The organism is Mesorhizobium sp. M0522 (assembly GCF_040321085.1).
Taxonomy (GTDB): Bacteria; Pseudomonadota; Alphaproteobacteria; order Rhizobiales; family Rhizobiaceae; genus Mesorhizobium.
Genome location: NZ_JAMYQW010000028.1, coordinates 40418 through 57779 on the forward strand (window position 1 = coordinate 40418; position 17362 = coordinate 57779).

Annotated in this window: 15 protein-coding genes and 1 pseudogene; 11 read left to right on the top strand and 5 right to left on the bottom strand. The window is 60.7% G+C overall.

Features of this window, described 5'->3' with window-relative positions; all coding sequences use genetic code 11:
- Positions 1-1301: 1301 nt before the first annotated feature.
- The 5 genes and pseudogenes from NKI58_RS25165 to hemP form a co-directional block, all read right to left on the bottom strand.
- A pseudogene (locus NKI58_RS25165) lies at positions 1302-1945 on the bottom strand (nuclear transport factor 2 family protein).
- Between the two features lie 212 nt (positions 1946-2157).
- Positions 2158-2370 carry a ferredoxin gene (locus NKI58_RS25170; RefSeq protein WP_031195447.1) on the bottom strand — a complete coding sequence of 71 codons (213 nt, stop codon included), beginning with the start codon at positions 2368-2370 and terminating at the stop codon, positions 2158-2160.
- Positions 2371-2410: 40 nt separating this feature from the next.
- Positions 2411-3628, bottom strand: a complete 1218-nt coding sequence (locus NKI58_RS25175) for a cytochrome P450 (RefSeq protein WP_352853856.1) — start codon at positions 3626-3628, stop codon at positions 2411-2413.
- Between the two features lie 881 nt (positions 3629-4509).
- Positions 4510-5577, bottom strand: a complete 1068-nt coding sequence (locus NKI58_RS25185) for a hemin-degrading factor (RefSeq protein WP_352853857.1) — start codon at positions 5575-5577, stop codon at positions 4510-4512.
- A gap of 32 nt (positions 5578-5609) precedes the next feature.
- On the bottom strand, positions 5610-5714 hold the full coding sequence (gene hemP, locus NKI58_RS25190) for a hemin uptake protein HemP (RefSeq protein WP_023678236.1): 105 nt from the start codon (positions 5712-5714) through the stop codon (positions 5610-5612).
- Between the two features lie 588 nt (positions 5715-6302).
- On the opposite strand from hemP, the gene NKI58_RS25195 reads away from it, so the two are divergent.
- The 11 genes from NKI58_RS25195 (at position 6303) to nifB (ending at position 17332) form a co-directional block, all read left to right on the top strand.
- Positions 6303-6623, top strand: coding sequence for a HesB/IscA family protein (locus NKI58_RS25195; RefSeq protein ID WP_023678237.1), 321 nt, complete (start codon positions 6303-6305; stop codon positions 6621-6623).
- A gap of 264 nt (positions 6624-6887) precedes the next feature.
- Positions 6888-7133: a NifU family protein gene (locus tag NKI58_RS25200; protein WP_352472419.1), complete on the top strand. Its 246-nt coding sequence runs from the start codon at positions 6888-6890 to the stop codon at positions 7131-7133.
- Positions 7084-8301 carry a cysteine desulfurase NifS gene (gene nifS / locus NKI58_RS25205; RefSeq protein WP_352853859.1) on the top strand — a complete coding sequence of 406 codons (1218 nt, stop codon included), beginning with the start codon at positions 7084-7086 and terminating at the stop codon, positions 8299-8301. Before NKI58_RS25200 ends, nifS begins: the two co-directional genes overlap by 50 nt.
- A complete protein-coding gene (gene nifV, locus NKI58_RS25210; RefSeq protein ID WP_352853860.1) occupies positions 8298-9506 on the top strand; it encodes a homocitrate synthase in 1209 nt (402 codons plus the stop codon). Before nifS ends, nifV begins: the two co-directional genes overlap by 4 nt.
- On the top strand, positions 9503-9883 hold the full coding sequence (gene nifW, locus NKI58_RS25215; RefSeq protein WP_352503026.1) for a nitrogenase stabilizing/protective protein NifW: 381 nt from the start codon (positions 9503-9505) through the stop codon (positions 9881-9883). Before nifV ends, nifW begins: the two co-directional genes overlap by 4 nt.
- Before the next feature lie 188 nt (positions 9884-10071).
- The gene (locus tag NKI58_RS25220; RefSeq protein WP_352853862.1) at positions 10072-10923 is read left to right on the top strand and encodes an electron transfer flavoprotein subunit beta/FixA family protein; all 852 of its coding nucleotides are present in this window, start codon (positions 10072-10074) and stop codon (positions 10921-10923) included.
- Between the two features lie 18 nt (positions 10924-10941).
- A complete protein-coding gene (locus NKI58_RS25225; RefSeq protein ID WP_352853864.1) occupies positions 10942-12051 on the top strand; it encodes an electron transfer flavoprotein subunit alpha/FixB family protein in 1110 nt (369 codons plus the stop codon).
- A 9-nt stretch (positions 12052-12060) separates the two neighbouring features.
- A complete protein-coding gene (locus tag NKI58_RS25230) occupies positions 12061-13368 on the top strand; it encodes an FAD-binding protein (RefSeq protein WP_352853865.1) in 1308 nt (435 codons plus the stop codon).
- Positions 13369-13379: 11 nt separating this feature from the next.
- Positions 13380-13679: a ferredoxin family protein gene (locus tag NKI58_RS25235; protein ID WP_352480510.1), complete on the top strand. Its 300-nt coding sequence runs from the start codon at positions 13380-13382 to the stop codon at positions 13677-13679.
- Between the two features lie 176 nt (positions 13680-13855).
- On the top strand, positions 13856-15619 hold the full coding sequence (nifA, locus tag NKI58_RS25240) for a nif-specific transcriptional activator NifA (protein WP_352853867.1): 1764 nt from the start codon (positions 13856-13858) through the stop codon (positions 15617-15619).
- Positions 15620-15856: 237 nt separating this feature from the next.
- Positions 15857-17332 carry a nitrogenase cofactor biosynthesis protein NifB gene (gene nifB / locus NKI58_RS25245; RefSeq protein WP_352784652.1) on the top strand — a complete coding sequence of 492 codons (1476 nt, stop codon included), beginning with the start codon at positions 15857-15859 and terminating at the stop codon, positions 17330-17332.
- Positions 17333-17362: the final 30 nt, after the last annotated feature.

A 17362-nucleotide genomic window follows, 5' to 3' on the forward strand; every position in this document is an offset into this window, starting at 1 on the left:
CACGATCGAAACAGATGCACATTTCAGTGCATCCTTAGCAACGTGACGCTATCCGCAACGCTCGTTTTGGCAAGTTAAAAGTTTATCTTTGTATCGTTATATAGTTTGGACGTTGCTTTTATGCAACTATTTTCCAAGTGTTACTTGCACAAATCGAACGTATTGCACATTTAGACAAGCTGTATACTCGACCACGACTTCGACGCTCGCATTTACTGGCGACATACATGCTTCCCCGTTGCCGCATCGCATTGGCCAGGTGCAGGGCACCTCCTTCATGACAAAGCTTGAAAGCCCGTCCTCGGGAGGTTTCATTTGCAAGATCACTCGAACCACTCATACGGGCTTCCCGGCAGGGAGAGCAGGTTTTATCCGGTGCCTCAGCGGACTATCTCAGCCGAAGGACCAGGCGCCGCGTCCTCGTCACCACCGACCAGCAGGCCCCCTGATCACGAGTGGTATCGAGATCGAAGGAAGGTGTGGTATTTCGCTCAGGATATCTCTACAGGCCGCATGGGCGTTTGTCCTGCTAGCTGCTAGTATGCGCGACGTGGTGTTCAGTTCGCCAATATAATATTCCGGACGATACCATCGCGTTTGCAGATGGCCGCGTCCCATGGGGAACTGCGGCTGCTTCGACGCTCGCAAGGACGTCCGGAATGAAGCACTCCGCCGCGTAGCGAGTACGACGGACCCGATCGTCTTGCGTTTAAAGTGGTGCGACTTGATCTGCTTGATCAGATCTGGTGCGCCTCTTCTGGAACGGCCGCGGCCAGGATATCGTCCTCGGTCCCCGACGAACCCCGCTTCTGGATAAGCGCGTACCCCTTCGCTGAAGTCGCAGAATAGTCTAGCTGCAGGGTACCCGAGCATCCAGTTGACTGCTGGAACAGACCCGGAGACTGATCTTCTTGGAAGGCAAACCGCATCGGCGCCTTTACGCAATTGCTACCCTGGCGGCACTGCGCGACGCTTGCACGCCGGTGACGTCTGTGTAGACGTATCAGCAAAGACGAGCACCTGATGCCCCGAGCCGACCCGGTGCGTTGTTCTAGGGTAACGGCCAGTTGCAGGCCCATATGGGCTGTTCGTGGGTTCCGGCAGCGGTCCAACTCTCGATTTGACAGCCGAAGCTGGTGAGGGATCCGCCGAGGACAGGCGCTTGCCCCGATGAGCGGCTCTGCGGAGGTCCCGCAAATCGATGCACACCAGCGTCGTCGGCGGGCTCGTGGCGACAGAGAAGAACGCTGTCACCGTCACGCCGTCGCGGGGAGAAAAGGGCACTCCTATCGGCCGCATCCTCACCCGGCAGGCTTTCGCCGGGATCGCTGTGGCATTGCAAAATTGTTATACTCTTTTGTCCCTACTGCCGATGCGGCCTCCCACTCGAAACCTCTGACGGCATCAGGGCGAGAAGGAATGCGACGCTTCTTAAGCGTGTAAACCGGATCGTGCGGATGCGGTGCTCCAATAGGCTGTCGCGGGCCGAACCGTTCTGTTTCAACGACCGCTGGTGGGATCTGCTCCTCGAGCCAATCGTAGACCACTGTCCGTTCGGCAATCCGCCACTCCCCCTCCCTCTTGTGAAACAGATCGCAGTATCGGCCGCAGAGGAGCGCCTGGCGTACTTCTCCGTCGTTGTCCGGTCCGCGTTGCAGCGCGGTGAAATAGCTCTCGACCGCAGCCTCTGCCGAGCTGATGAATTCGATCAGGACGTTCGTGATCGATGGATGTTGCGGGGTCCGCTCTTGAAGACGCTGAGCGCAAACCGGATAAAGCCCTCTGCCGAGCCGCAATTGGCCCGGTGATTGTCATGCGCCTCGGGCCAGTACGCGCTGCGGAGCGCCGCTTCATCCGCGCGGTCTATTCCGCGGCAGTACCGATAGAGGCAGTCGCGGATCGCCTCACGGTCAAGTAGTTCGGCAATTTTTTTCGCCTGGTCCATCGGCTCTGTCCCAATTCTGTGATTGGAAGAGGTGTTTCGCCAACCCGCGCCCTGCAGTTTGCGCATCAGAGCACCTCAACGCCGGAGATGCCCCCCTGCGCAGTTGGACGAGGACGGTGCCGGGACAGGGATCGCGCGCCGTCCTTTTCCCAGTGTGCGGCCACATGGTCGATCCCATTCAAGCCCGCCAGACTCTCGACTTGAATGACGTCCTATTCAACCCGCGCAGCCGGTGTACGGTCGAGTTCCAGCGCCCGTTCGGGGCAGGATCGCGCGCCTCGCGATGCAGGCAGCTCCTCCCCTTCCGCAACTTCAATGTCACCGGGCAGGATGTAACCCTCGTCATCAAGCTTGAAGATGTCGGGCGCTTGCGCCGCGCATCGCGCGTGACCTTGGCATTTGGAATTTTGGACGATGATGCGCATGGCGCTGCCTCCATTGTCTGTGCCCCGGCTCGGGGCGGGCCTAAGACCAGTCCAGGATCAAATTTTCGATCCCGAACACATGGCCGCCAGAGGTTATGGGTGCCGTACCCTGCTTGATCCTGAAAGCGGGGATGCGCGCCAGCCACTCCTCCAGGCCAATGACAATCTCCCGCCGGGCAAGGTGTGAGCCAAGGCAACGGTGGGGACCATAGCCAAACGCTGCGTGGCGGTTGTCCTCCCGCTCCAAATCGATCGTGTTGGGGCATTCGAATTCCGCCGGGTCACGATTGGCAATCATCGTGGCGCAGGAAACATAGTCTCCCTTCCGGATCGGCGCGCCTTCGAAGTCGATATCTTTCGTAGCCACACGGATCAACTGAATGGGCGGATAGGCCCGCAGCAATTCTTCGGTTGCGAGCGGGATGCGGTCCGGTTCGCTCCGCAGCAATTGCTGATCTTTGAGGTTGCGCGCGAGGTACGCCAAGTCAAAGCCTATAGCTGCTGCGACCGTGTCGAGCCCAGCGACGAAGACAAGCACGCCGATGCCGCGGACTTGGGTGTCCGTCAGCCGTCGGCCCTCGACCTGTGCCTGCACGATAAAGGTCATGAAATCGTCAACCGCCTGCTCGCGGCGCATGGCTGCAAGTTCGTCGATGAATGCCACGATCCTCCGGGCAGCCACAGGTCGTTCCACATCGTCGCCGTGGAGCAGATCTTTCCCCCAGCCGACAAATGTATCGAGTCGGTCATCCGGCAACCCCAGAAAGCGAAGAAAGGTGCTCACCGCGAAAGGAAAGGCAAAATCCTTCATCGCGTCGCAGCTTGTGCCCGATGCGACAATTCTATCGATCAGCATGATCGCTTGCTCGCGGACAGCGGGCTCCAACACCCTCACCCGCTTTGGCGAAAGCAGCGGACTGAGCAGTGAGCGAAAGACGCCATGGGCCGGTGGATCGAGCTCAAGCGGGATCGTCGGCCAGGTTTCACCCAGTATGGAGGAGAAGATGCTGCGATGGCTGGAAAAAGTCTCTGCGTCCTGCAGCACCTTGCGCTGGTCCGCGGCACGGGTGATCACCCAGGTACCCCGGCCATCTTGCGTGTTGTAGCGGGAATAAAAGATCGGAGGCCCGTCATGTACGCAAGCGACAGCTGCGTGTGGATCCCCGTTGGGTGTTGGTGGCATGCCTGGCGATGTGAACAGGCTGAAGTCCCTCACCATTTCGGGCGGGACATGATCTGGAACGGGGTTGGTCGCCATTTTGCTTTCTCTACGTTGGCGTTCATGGCTCGATTGACATTGCACCGCTGTTCATAAAGTCGATTTCCAGCATGGGCACGTCTCTTGTCAGGCGCCTTCTAGATTCTGTCGCCCGATACAGCCCACCTGCACCAGCGCGGATGAGATCGGTTGCGAAGTCAATCAGAAGGGCATCTCATGAAGCAAGCCGCCGCTTATCCCGTTAGGGTTGAGAGGCTGGTCAATCACCGCTGAGCTCCGTGACGCACTGCTGATGCCCCTGCTGATCAAATTGTCAAAGCAAGTCGCGTGCCGGATAGGCGTACCCATGGTGCCGCACCAAGCGATGCCAGCCTGCACTGGGCCCGCCGCCGCTAAGTTGATGATCACCTGTCCATCATTCTTAGGACAACGTCCGACAACCGACATCCACCGTCGGTTTTGTAGAGTCCGCGACATCGGGCTGTTCGGCTGGCTGCTGCTGCACAGCCTTGCGGTCGACGAGCGAGGAGATCGCTCGCACGGCCCGGATTGAGCAACGACGCGATCCACGAGAGGATCGGGTGCGGTCCGACAAGACCCGGCGGCGCTTGCGCGCGATGATCGAAATTATCAACAAGGTCGAGCCGCGCTTCGGTTCGGCGCTGATGGCGTATGCGTTGTATCGCTCGCAGCCGCTGCAAGGATTTCCGATTAGACGGCGATGCGCTCGTGCGCAGCGGTCCGGCCGACGACGAGCTTGACTGTATCGATGCGATCAATTCCGGCGTGCACACCTGACCGTCCGTATGCGCTACGACGGCAAGCTCTATCGCACATGGACCTATATTTCCTCGCGAGCCGCTGTCGGAACGTGGAGCCGAGTCCTATGGCGGCCGGTTCAATCCGAGGGCCTGTCGGCTCTACACATCCCTGTCGGTCGGACCGGGAACGCGTGGCAGACTCTCGGCCAGAAACCGCCAGTCGCTGCGCTCGCGTTCGCCTTCCTTGCGCGTGCCGAAGAACTGGATGATCATCTTGCCGTCGGCGCCATAGGCTTCAATGGACGTGACGTGACCGTCCCTCGTCGGCTTGCGCACGGCCCAGACCTCGCGGATGTGATGGGTCCTAAGATGCAGATGGAAGGTCTCGTCGAGCACATTGATCCGCGGCCCGATCTGCTTGACCGACTTGATCGGGCCGGAATGGATCTGGATGCAACCATGATTGCCGACAAAGCACATGATCGGCATCTCGTCTTCGGCCGCCTGTTGGAACAGGGCGCCAACGGCATCATTGTCGAGCAGCCAGGCGTAATCCTCGTCGGCCATACGCATCGCCTGGCAGCGGCTGAGCTTCAGTGCCTTCAACATCTGGTAGAACTGATGCACGTCGCTCAGCCGGCTCCAGTGCTCGCGTAGGTCGTCGACCGTGGCGGCTTGGTCTGGACTCACTGCGTTGTCGCGCGCGCCGCTCGCCTCGACCGATATGATCGGCTCCTGGTCGGAGGATGCGAGCTCTGCCGCCAGATTCTGATAGGCCTGCAGGTTCGAGGCGGGCCTGAGATGTACTTTGTGCATCGCCTCGCCGGTGGCATCAAAGAATTGCAGGCTGCGGCGGATCTCGGCTCCCTCGCGCTTCTCGACGGCGAAGCCATACGCCCACGCTTTCGGGAAGATGCGCAGGTCGATCTCGTCGCCGAGCACCATGGCATGCGGGTTGCCGGTGACCACTTTGTCGTAGACGCCGATCTTTTGGTGCACGGCACTTTGGTTGCGGGTGACCGCCATCACCTCGCCGACCGCTTCGAGGCCGGTCAGCAGATCATCGACGCGCGGCTCGATGCGCACCGCGCCGTGACCACAATGCGCCGCGACCAATTCGGCTTCCGAAATGCCCAATCGAGCGGCGAGATCATGCTCCCGGATTTTCGGATTGTCTTCGCACGCCCGCCGGATTTCGTCCGGCGACGGTTTCTCGCGCTGGTCCATGTCTTACCCCTGCTTCCACCTACGTGTGAGGATCAGCTGCCCTGCCGGTGAATCTTCAGCCGATAGGGCGCGCCGTAATGCTCGACCCTGATCTGCTGCTGGCCCGTGAACAAAGTGTCGCTGGACAGCGTGCGCACGTCGTCGCACCCGCGCGAAAACCGGGGGTGCTATCGGAGCGGCGAGACCCGAGTGACACGAGCAGGCACATGCCGATGGAATCACATCGAGCCGGTCGGTGGCCACCGGGCGGTGGTGAGCGATTGTGGGTGTTGTCGCAATCGGCCAATCGGTCATTCGGATGCCACGGGCGGCGCTGCTTCGCCAAACAAAGCGTGTCTGACCCAGTCCTGACATGTTGCTCCCTTGCTTCGCCCCATCGATCGCGAGGGCACCCACGACACGATTGTGTATCGGCAGTCTCTTGCCGCCTCGCCAGTGGAGCTTCAAAAACCGTGCCAATTGCGCCGAAGCAAGCTCAGAAGAAGTCTTTTGTAATGGTCATTGGTTTAATGTGAGTTCAGCCAACAACTCAGGCCCAACATCCCGCGTGGCGGACCCGACAAACCCGACAGTACGTGTCGGTTGGCCGACACCTTCGCAGCAATGGACTCACAAGAACCACCGCAGGGTCAGAGATGCCGCGCTGTGTTGAAACATTTTTTCGCTTTGGCACGGTGCATGCAACGTGTTGCGCAAGCAGGTCCCGGACTGAGGAGAATGGAGCCATGATTACGCTCACCGACAACGCTGTTGCCGCCATCAAGACTGCTCTTTCCCGCGCCAGCGAGCCGGCGGAAGGCTTTCGCATCATGGTCCAGGCCGGCGGCTGCGCCGGCTTCAAATACTTAATGGGCCTGGAGAGCGTGTCGCGCGAGGGCGACGCGATCACCGAGACAGATGGGATCAAGCTGTTCGTGGACGCGGGCTCCCAACCGCATGTCGCCGGCATGACCGTCGACTTCCTCACCGGGCTCGAATCTTCCGGCTTTGTCTTCGATAACCCCAACGCGCGCGAGAAGTGCGGCTGCGGCAAGTCCTTCAGTTGATCGCCCGAAGCGCCTGTGCGGGTCCATGAAGCGATTGCCGCCGACGGACTCATTTGCGGCAGAGGAGGCTTATATGGCCGGCACAACAGATGTCCCTGTCCTCAAGAACAAGGCAAGGTCGAAGCCGATCTTGGGACCGGCAATCGCTTCAGGTAGGACGCAAAGAACGTCGCCTCCCGAAACAGTTCGGTTCCTGGTGGCACCCAAGCTGCTGGCCGCCAAATCGCGCCGCTGCGCCAAATTCGGCTTATCGATAACGTTGTCGTGTTCGGGCGTCCTTACCTGCGGGCTGACGGCGGCGACTGCGGACTTGTCCATGTCGACGCCGATCCGGTCTACGTCAAACTCTCGGGCGTCTGCGCCGGCTGCCAGTTCGGGCCCATCATCATCAACGGCATACGCCAGAGGCTCAATGAGGCGGTCGCGCGCTCGCGTCATTCCGGTCAACTGAGGATCGCACATGAAACCTGTCTACCTCGACAACAACGCAACCACACGGGTCGATCCTGAGGTCGTGCAAGCGATGTTGCCGTTCTTTAGGGATCAATTCGGCAACCCTTCGTCGGCGCACGCTCTTGGCGCCTCAGTCAGTGCGGCGGTGAGAAAGGCGCGGAGGCAGTTGCAAGCTCTGATCGGCGCGGAGTTCGACGATGAGATCACCTTCACCTCGGGTGGGACAGAAAGCGACAATGCAGCGCTTCTTTCGGCGCTCGAGGCGGCGCCCAACCGAACCGAGATCGTGACGTCCGCGGTCGAGCATCCCGCCGTGCTGACGCTCTGCGCGCATCTTGAGAAGACCCGCCGCGTCAAGGTGCACAGGATCCCGGTGGATTGCCGTGGCCGGCTCGACCTCGACGCCTATATGGCCGCCCTCACCCCACAGGTCGCAATCGTCTCGATAATGTGGGCGAACAATGAGACTGGTGTGATCTTCCCCGTGGCCAGGTTTGCCGAGTTGGCCAAGGAAGTGGGCGCCCTTTTCCATACCGATGCTGTGCAGGCGGTCGGCAAGCTTCCGATGGACCTGAAGTCGACCGCAATCGACATGCTGTCGCTCTCCGGCCACAAGCTGCACGGGCCGAAAGGGATCGGCGCGCTTTTCGTAAAACGTGGCGTCAATTTCCACTCGCTGATCAAGGGGGGCCACCAAGAACACAACCGGCGTGCTGGCACCGAGAATACGCCCGGCATAGTCGGGCTCGGCATGGCGGCCGAACTCGCCTTGAAATTCATGGACGACGAGACCACACGGGTAAAGTCGCTCCGCGACCGTTTAGAGGACGGGATTCTCCAGCGCATCCCAAGCACCTGTGTCACTGGTGATCCCCTGGAACGGTTGCCCAACACCGCAAACATCTCCTTCGAAGATGTCGAAAGTGATGGAATTCCACTCCTCCTCAGCCGCGTGGGCATCGCGTGTTCCTCCGGCTCTGCCTGCACCTCCGGCTCTCTGGAACCGAGCCATGTCCTGAGCGCGATGAAAACGCCACACGCGGCAGTCCGCTTCTCCTTGGCGCGGGACAACGGCGAAGCGGACGTCGACCGGGTGCTCGAGGTCATGCCGGCAATCGTGGAGAAGCTGCGTGGCTTTCCCAGTTCTGGGCCGGGTAAGCGAAGCTCCGAAGACGTTCAATCCGCTCTATGCCTGAGCGGCAGCAGAACGGGGTCCCGTTCATGACCCGTCATGTCTCTCTCAACGATACGACCTTGCGCGATGGCGAGCAGGCGCCCGGCGTCGCCTTTACCACGACGGAAAAGCTGGAGATCGCCGAGTCTCTTGCGGCGGCCGGCGTCACAGAGATCGAGATCGGCACGCCGGTCATGGGCGCCGACGAGATCGAAACAATTCGCGCCGTGGTCGCGCGGCGTCTCCCGGTTCGGCTCATGGCCTGGTGCCGGATGACGTCGCTGGATCTCGATGCAGCGATCGAGAGCGGCGTCCACGCCGTCAATCTATCGCTGCCTGCGTCGGACATCCAACTTGCCGCCAAGCTCGGCCTCGATAAGGCGGGAGCGCTCCAGGTCATCGATCATATGGTCAGGCGCGCCGCCGCCGCCGGCTTCTTCGTCGCGGTGGGCTGCGAGGATGCCTCGCGGGCCAATCGGGATCATCTCGCCCGCGTCATCGAGACGGCTGCACGCGCCGGCGCAAGCCGCGTCAGGCTAGCCGACACAGTCGGTGTTCTCGACCCGTTTTCGACCTTCGAACTTGTCGCCCAGCTCGTGGCGCAGTCTCCAATCGACCTTGAATTTCATGCGCACAACGATCTCGGACTTGCTGCCGCCAACACGCTGGCCGCGATCCGCGCAGGCGCGCGCCATGCCTCCGTCACCGTCCTGGGGCTCGGCGAGCGTGCGGGCAATGCCGCGCTGGAAGAGGTGGCCGCCGCGATGGCGGTCCTCGACGGCGCGGATACCGGCATCGAGCTGACCGCATTGCCCGACCTCTCCGCCCAAGTGGCTTGGGCCGCCCGCCGGCAGACCGCGGCCATTAAGCCGGTCGTCGGCGCCGATGTTTTCACGCACGAATCCGGCATTCACGTCGCAGGGCTGCTGAAGGACTCGCGTACTTATCAGGGGCTCGATCCGGCTCTCGTGGGCCGCTGCCGGCGTATCGTCATCGGCAAGCATTCCGGCGCCGCTGCGATTGCCCATGTGCTGAGCGAAAGCGGTCGCGATCTCGACCCGGATCTGGCAGCCGCGATGGTGGCCCGCGTCCGGCGCGAGGCGGCCGAGACCAAATCGACCGTCGCTGCAACTCAACTGGTCGAGCTCTACGATGGAATGTGCAGCGAGGCATCCCTCGCGGAGCTGTGCGGGTCCAGGTCAGCAGTGCGCGAGCGCACCGACACCACAGTTTTCCGACCAGGGAGAATGCAATGAATTGTTCCGCTGACAGCCGCCCTATCGATGTCACCGACATCCTCGCACGACTGAAGCGCCTGTCGGCTGCGGAGGAGTTCTTCGCAGTCCTTGGCGTCTCCTATGATCCGAAGGTGCTGAATGTCTCGCGGCTCCATATCATGAAGCGCGTGGGCCAATACCTTGCCGAAGAAGATTTCTCCGGTCTGCCCGACCAGGTGATTGCCGCGCGGGTGCGCGCGACGCTCGAACGCGCTTACGAGGACTTCGCGGTTTCCTCGCCGCTCACCCATCGGGTCTTCAAGGTGCTCAAAGACCACGATCCGAACAAACCTGCCACGCCGGGCCGCACCTTTGTCCCGTTCGACTCCGTACTGAAGCGGTTCGGACAGGAATGACCGCGACACGGGTTGCGACGCGACAATGTCGAGAAGCCGACAAATCCGGTCATCACCACGGCGCCCTCAGAAGCAACCAAGCGAAGTTCTAGGAATAGGGGGCAGCGCAAAACAGTTGGCACGAATGATGCAAACCAAGGAGATGAACCGCCAAGCCCGCATCCGGACAGGAGCCTGAGAAACCGCCAATGCACATCGTAATCTGCATCAAGCAGGTGCCGGACTCGGCACAGATAAGGGTCCATCCGGTGACGAACACGATCATGCGCCAGGGTGTTCCGACTATCATCAACCCTTACGACCTGTTCGCCCTCGAAGAAGCCCTCAGACTGCGCGACGCCTATGGTGGCGAAGTCACCGTGCTCACTATGGGTCCGCCCATGGCAGAGGACGCGCTGCGCAAGGCGCTCGGTTACGGCGCCGACCGAGCGGTGCTCTTGACCGACCGCTATTTTGCCGGCTCCGACACGCTGGCGACCTCGTTCGCCCTTTCCCAGGCAATCGCGAAGGTTGGCGAGACGTTCGGCACACCAGACCTCGTCTTCACCGGCAAGCAGACGATCGATGGCGACACCGCCCAGGTCGGGCCCGGCATCGCCAAGCGCCTCGCACTCCTGCAACTGACCTATGTCGCGAAGATCGCCTCTATTGACCTTGCTGCACGCGAGATCAAGGTCGAGCGCCGCTCCGAAGGCGGCACACAGATGCTGAAGAGCAGGCTCCCTTGCCTCATCACCATGCTGGAAGGCACAAACGAGATCCGCCGGGGCTCGATCCAGGACGCCCTGTGCGCCGCGCGCAGCCAGGTCTTGAAATGGAGTGCGGCCGATGCCGGCATTGAGGATCTCACCAAATGCGGCCTCCGCGGTTCACCGACGGTCGTCAAGCGCGTTTTCGCCCCTCCTGCGCGGGCGGAAAAGGCGGCAAAAATCGACACCGCCGAGAAGGCTTTGCGCGATGTCGCTGACGAACTCATCACGGCAATCTTCACCCGCCAGCCGGCATTGGAACATGAGCTCGCCTTCAACGGCGGCGCGTGAGAGGGCAAGGATCAGACGATGTCGAACGCGAACCGAGAAACCCCTCGCCCTGCCGCCGGCCGTGCCGGCATAAAGAAGGAGCTGCCCGCGCACTTCAAGGACTACCGGCACGTTTGGGTTTTCATCGAGCTCGAACGCGGCCATGTCCATCCCGTATCATTCGAACTGCTCGGCGAAGGCCGCAAGTTAGCAGACAAGCTTCAGGTCCAGCTTGCAGGCGTCGTGCTTGGACCGCCGGGAGAGGCCATCGGGAACGCCGTTGCCGAAGCGTTCGCTTATGGCGCCGACCTTGTCTACATCGTCGAGGCGCCGCTGCTCGCCGACTATCGGAACGAGCCATTCACCAAGGCGATGACCGATCTGGTCGATACCCACAAACCCGAGATCCTTCTTCTCGGTGCCACCACACTCGGCAGGGATCTTGCCGGCTCCGTGGCGACGACCTTGCAGACAGGGCTCACGGCCGACTGCACCGAACTTGATGTGGATACCGACGGTTCGCTCGCCGCCACCCGTCCGACTTTCGGCGGTTCCTTGTTGTGCACGATCTATACGCTCAATTTCCGGCCGCAGATGGCGACAGTGCGACCGAGGGTGATGCCCATGCCGCAGCGGGCGGATAATCCGGTCGGGCGTGTCATCCGGCACAAGCTCTCGGTAGCCGAGGACGAGATCGTTACCAAAGTGCTGGGCTTCCTGCCGGATAGTCAGTCGGCAAAGGCAAATCTTGCCTATGCCGACGTCGTGGTTGCGGGAGGCCTCGGTCTAGGCGCGGCGGAGAACCTGCAGCTTGTGAAGAATCTCGCGCGAGCAATCGGCGCCGAGCACGGCTGTTCGCGCCCGTTGGTCCAGAAGAGCTGGATGCCAGCTGATCGGCAGATCGGCCAAACTGGCAAGACCATCCGGCCGAAGCTTTACATAGCGGCCGGGATTTCCGGCGCCATCCAGCACCGGGTTGGCGTCGAGGGGGCGGATCTCATCGTGGCCATCAACACCGACCCGAACGCGCCGATTTTCGATTTCGCCCACCTCGGGATCGTCACCGACGCGATCCGCTTCCTGCCCGCACTGACGGAAGCCTTCACGCGGCGGCTGTCGCCCCACAGTCGCGATAAGCTTGCGAGCTAAGGGATGGACATGAAAGAGGAAAAATTCGACGCCATTGTTATTGGGGCCGGCATGTCCGGAAACGCAGCTGCTTACACCATGGCCAGTCACGGCCTGAAGGTGCTGCAGTTGGAGCGGGGTGAATATCCGGGGTCCAAGAATGTCCAGGGTGCCATCATGTACGCGAACATGCTGGAGAAGATCATCCCGGATTTCCGGGACGATGCGCCTCTCGAGCGGCATTTGGTTGAACAGCGGCTTTGGGTGATGGACGACACGTCCCACACCGGGATTCACTATCGGTCGGACGACTTCAATGAGGCGAAGCCCAACCGCTACACGATCATTCGTGCCCAGTTCGATAAATGGTTTTCGCGTAAGGTGCGCGAGGCCGGCGCGACGGTTCTGTGCGAGACGACCGTGACGGAACTCATCCGTGACGCCAAGGACAGGGTGATCGGCGTCCGCACAGACCGGGCCGGCGGAGCCATCTACGCGGACGTGGTCGTCCTCGCAGAAGGTGTCTGCGGACTGCTTGGCACGCGGGCCGGCCTGCGCGAGATGCCGAAGCCGCAAACGGTGGCGCTCGCCGTCAAGGAAATGCATTTCCTCCCCGAAGAGGTCATTGAGCAGCGGTTCGGCCTCAAAGGCGATGAAGGCTGCGTGATCGAGGCGGTGGGCACGACCTCCCGCAGCATGGCCGGGCTCGGCTTCCTCTACACCAACAAGGAGTCGATCTCACTGGGCATTGGCTGCCTCGTCTCCGACTTCGCCGCGATGGTCGAGAGCCCTTACGTCCTCCTCGACGCCTTAAAAACCCATCCTTCGATCCGGCCGCTGATTGCCGGCTCGGAAGTGAAAGAATATTCCGCGCATCTCATTCCCGAAGGCGGCTACAAGGCTATTCCGCAGCTCTTTGGCGACGGTTGGGTCGTGGTCGGCGATGCCGCGCAACTGAACAACGCCATTCACCGCGAGGGTTCGAACCTAGCTATGACCTCCGGCCGCATCGCGGCTGAGGCAATCATCGAGGTCAAGAGCCGCAACGGTCCTATGACCAAACGGAATCTCGCCCCTTACAAAGCCATGCTGGACAAGTCCTTCGTGGTCAAGGACCTAAGGAAATACAAAGACATGCCGGCCTTGCTCCACACCAATTCCTGCAATTACTTCACGACTTATCCGCGGTTGATGTCGCAAGCCGCGCAGAATTTCATGCGTGTCGACGGCACGCCGAAGATCGAGAAGGAAAAGGCGACCACGGCGGCCTTCATCAAGGCGCGCTCGCGCTGGGGGCTGGTCAGCGACGCGGTCCGCCTTGCATTGGCGTGGCGCTGAGGGGAGACGAAATGACGATCGCAGTGACGAAGTCACGTGTCGAGGACAAGCTTTACCAGAACCGCTACTTGGTGGATTCCGGCCGTCCGCATATCAAAGTGCTACCGCACGAGAGGCCAAGCGCGAACTTGCTCGCGCTGACCCACGTCTGCCCGGCGAAATGTTATGAGTTGAACGACAAAGGTCAAGTGGAGATCACTGCCGACGGCTGCATGGAGTGCGGCACCTGCCGGATTTTGTGCGAGACCAGTGGCGAGATCGAGTGGAACTATCCACGCGGCGGCTTCGGAGTCCTCTTCAAATTCGGATGACCGAGGCACGCACCGTATCAACAGGGTCAATCTTGGTACACATGAGGTCGCGACCAACGCCAAGTCTATCTTTGCTGGAATCGCCTCGCAACGAAGAGAAGCTCGTGAATACTGTGCTTTCAGAATTCAGATACAAAAGGAGGAGCACTCTGGACGACAACCCCTGAGGTGTTTCCATGGCTCACGTACCCCAAGATCGGGTCGACGAGGTAGCACCTCGGGATACCCGCCCTGAACCGCCCATCAAAAGCATGCCCCAAGCAGATATCGCGCTCAGGGGACTCTACGAGATATCGAAGGTGCTGACCGCCCCCAGCGAGCTGGAGATTACGCTCGCCAATGTCATAAACGTCCTGCCTTCGTTTCTGCAGATGCGTCACGGAGCAATCGTCGTCCTGGACGCTGAAGGAGAGCCGGAGATTGCCGCAAGTGCCGGCAATACCCAAGCACCTCAAACAGGCACTCGCCGCGTCATACCACAGGCCGTAACAGATCAAATCGTCGCTACGGGGACGCCGCTCGTCATACCGGACGTGCACAAGTCCCAACTATTTCAGGCTGACCTTCAAACGTCTTCGAGCGGCGGGACCATCCCAATTGCCTTTATCGGTATCCCGCTAAAGGCTGATCATAAGATCCTTGGGACATTGTCGATCGACCGCGCCGGAGACGGCGTCACCGACTTTCGCGACGACGAGGACACATACTTCCTGACGATGGTCGCCAACCTTGTCGGCCGGACCATCCGTCTCCATCGCACCCTGAGTACAGATCGTCAGCGGTCTGTCCATGAACAATGGAGACCGGAGAAATCGCCCAACGAGGGGAGGACCTACGACCCTGCCCGGCATGCGGATGCCAAAATCGACGGGATCATCGGGGAAAGCCCCGCACTCAAGCAGGTGCTCGAAACCGTCTCGGTCGTAGCAGGGACCAATTCCACCGTGCTTCTGCGGGGTGAAAGCGGCACCGGCAAGGAATTCTTTGCGCAAGCCATCCATAAGCTCTCACGTCGGAGGAAGAAGTCTTTCGTCAAATTGAACTGCGCCGCACTGTCTGAAAGCGTTCTGGAGTCAGAACTGTTTGGGCATGAAAAGGGCGCTTTCACGGGTGCTATCTCCCAGCGCGCCGGTCGTTTTGAATTGGCAAATGAGGGGACGCTGCTACTTGATGAAATCGGCGAGATTTCGCCGGCCTTTCAAGCCAAGCTGTTGCGTGTCTTGCAGGAAGGCGAGTTGGAGCGAGTCGGCGGCACCAAAACGCTACAGGTCGACGTGCGCCTCATATGCGCCACCAACAAGGACCTCGAGACGGCCGTCATAAAAGGGGAGTTCAGGGCCGACCTTTATTACCGCATCAATGTGGTGCCAATTATCCTGCCTCCGCTCAGAGAGCGACCCGGCGATATTCCACGCCTTGCGAACGCCTTCCTCAACCGATTCAACAAGGAGAACGATCGCGCACTCGCCTTCGCACCGTCGGCGCTTGACCTGATCTCGCAATGCTACTTCCCTGGTAACGTCCGCGAGCTGGAGAACTGCGTCCAAAGGACGGCCACACTTGCGCGTTCAAGGACGATCACTCAATCCGATTTCGCCTGTAAGAAGAGCCAGTGCCTTTCCTGGCTCCTCTGGAAGCGAGCCGACCGCTCGAATGGCGGCAATGCCATCGACGATCTCGCACGGGTCAACGCAGTGCCGGTCGGATTGCGGCTGCCGGCCAGTCGCATCGGTGCCTCCGCAGGCAAGGTATCTCCCGTTACGGCCGGCGATCCGAACGATCCCGCTTGTCCCCCGGGTCTGACGGAACGCGACCGGCTGATCGACGCGATGGACAAGGCCGGTTGGGTTCAGGCCAGGGCGGCTCGTATCCTCGGCCTCACGCCGCGGCAAATCGGCTACGCCCTGCGCCGGCATGGTATCGAGGTGAAGAAATTCTAGACGTCGTGATGACGTCAAACGTAAGCCCGGAGTAGTCTCCCTCACACTCTGCGCGCCCAAGGCTGGTAGCCTTCGCGACCCGATTTGCTTGTCCACTGTCGGAAGCCCGACAAAGGTGTGTCGGAGCAATCCCACGGAATCCGACACGAAAGCCAATTCGTGAACCAAAACCGCTCTTTGAGCTGGCATAGCTCTTGCGGTTTGAACTGCGACATTCACCAGCAACGGAGCCGTTCGATGTCCGCACCGGCAATTTCGCTTGAGAGCCTCAGCACGACATTCGGTGACCAGTTGATTGCCACCGTGAAAGCCGGTGGCTGCGCGTCTTCGTCCTGCGGCTCGGCGATAAAGCCGGACGACACGGATCCGGCTATCTGGGAGAAGATCAAGGATCACCCCTGCTTTTCCGAAGAGGCGCATCACTATTTCGCGCGCATGCACGTCGCGGTCGCGCCCGGCTGCAATATCCAGTGCAACTACTGCAATCGCAAATATGACTGCGCCAACGAAAGCCGGCCTGGGGTGGTCTCCGAAAAGCTGACTCCCGACCAGGCGCTACGCAAGGTGGTCGCGGTCGCCAACGAGGTGCCGCAACTCTCCGTGCTCGGCATCGCCGGACCGGGCGATGCCTGTTACGACTGGAAGAAGACGAAGGCAACGTTGGAACGAGTTGCCAGGGAAATCCCAGACATCAAGTTTTGCATCTCCACGAATGGGCTCGCGCTGCCGGACCATGTCGATGAGCTTGCCGATGTGAATGTCGATCACGTGACGATCACCATCAACATGGTCGACCCTGAGGTCGGTGCAAAGATCTATCCTTGGATCTTTTACGACCATCGCCGCTACGTCGGCATCGAAGCCGCCCGGATCCTGCACGAGCGGCAGATGTTGGGTCTGGAGATGCTGACCGCGCGCGGCATTCTCACCAAAATCAATTCGGTGATGATCCCCGGCGTGAACGATGAGCATCTGATCGAGGTGAATAGATGGGTCAAGGAGCGAGGCGCGTTCCTGCATAACCTCATGCCGCTGATTTCGGACCCGGCGCACGGCACGCACTACGGACTGAGCGGGCAACGCGGCCCAAACGCAATGGAGATGAAGGCTCTTCAGGATCGTGTCGAAGGCGGCGCCCAGTTGATGCGCCACTGCCGGCAGTGCCGGGCAGATGCCGTCGGCCTGCTCGGTGAGGATCGTGGCCAGGAATTCACACTCGACCGGATTCCCGGCGAGGTCACCTACGATGCCAGCAATCGCAAGGCCTATCGGGAGCTGGTCGCGGAGGAGCGCCGTGATCACGTGGCGGCTAGGAGAGAAGCGATCGGATTGGTCAAGGCAGCGAGCCCCGGCAAGTCCCTTCTCTTCGCGGTGGCGACCAAGGGCGGCGGCCGCGTCAATGAACATTTCGGCCATGCGAAGGAATTCCAGGTTTATCAAGCCTCGCCGAGAGGGATCAGCTTTGTCGGGCATCGCAAGGTGGAGCAGTATTGCCTCGGCGGCTGGGGCGGAGAAGCCGCCCTCGATGGCGTCATCGCAGCGCTTGAAGGCATAGATATCGTGCTGTGCGCCAAGGTCGGAAATTGCCCGCAGGATCAGCTCGCGGACGCTGGAATCCGAGCCACCGACGCTTATGCCCATGACTATATCGAGACCGCAATCAGCGCGATTTACGCCGCGTGTGGGACCCCCGCACTCGCGGCGACGGCCTGAGCTGTCTCATTCATTCGGACCAGGAGTTAA

Excerpts from the sequence above, each read along its gene's own strand:
- NKI58_RS25170 (WP_031195447.1), bottom strand. The coding sequence starts at position 2,370 with ATGCGCATCATCGTCCAAAATTCCAAATGCCAAGGTCACGCGCGATGC.
- NKI58_RS25175 (WP_352853856.1), bottom strand. The coding sequence starts at position 3,628 with ATGGCGACCAACCCCGTTCCAGATCATGTCCCGCCCGAAATGGTGAGG.
- NKI58_RS25185 (WP_352853857.1), bottom strand. The coding sequence starts at position 5,577 with ATGGACCAGCGCGAGAAACCGTCGCCGGACGAAATCCGGCGGGCGTGC.
- NKI58_RS25195 (WP_023678237.1), top strand. The coding sequence starts at position 6,303 with ATGATTACGCTCACCGACAACGCTGTTGCCGCCATCAAGACTGCTCTT.
- nifS (WP_352853859.1), top strand. The coding sequence starts at position 7,084 with ATGAAACCTGTCTACCTCGACAACAACGCAACCACACGGGTCGATCCT.
- nifV (WP_352853860.1), top strand. The coding sequence starts at position 8,298 with ATGACCCGTCATGTCTCTCTCAACGATACGACCTTGCGCGATGGCGAG.
- nifW (WP_352503026.1), top strand. The coding sequence starts at position 9,503 with ATGAATTGTTCCGCTGACAGCCGCCCTATCGATGTCACCGACATCCTC.
- NKI58_RS25220 (WP_352853862.1), top strand. The coding sequence starts at position 10,072 with ATGCACATCGTAATCTGCATCAAGCAGGTGCCGGACTCGGCACAGATA.
- NKI58_RS25225 (WP_352853864.1), top strand. The coding sequence starts at position 10,942 with ATGTCGAACGCGAACCGAGAAACCCCTCGCCCTGCCGCCGGCCGTGCC.
- NKI58_RS25230 (WP_352853865.1), top strand. The coding sequence starts at position 12,061 with ATGAAAGAGGAAAAATTCGACGCCATTGTTATTGGGGCCGGCATGTCC.
- NKI58_RS25235 (WP_352480510.1), top strand. The coding sequence starts at position 13,380 with ATGACGATCGCAGTGACGAAGTCACGTGTCGAGGACAAGCTTTACCAG.
- nifA (WP_352853867.1), top strand. The coding sequence starts at position 13,856 with ATGGCTCACGTACCCCAAGATCGGGTCGACGAGGTAGCACCTCGGGAT.
- nifB (WP_352784652.1), top strand. The coding sequence starts at position 15,857 with ATGTCCGCACCGGCAATTTCGCTTGAGAGCCTCAGCACGACATTCGGT.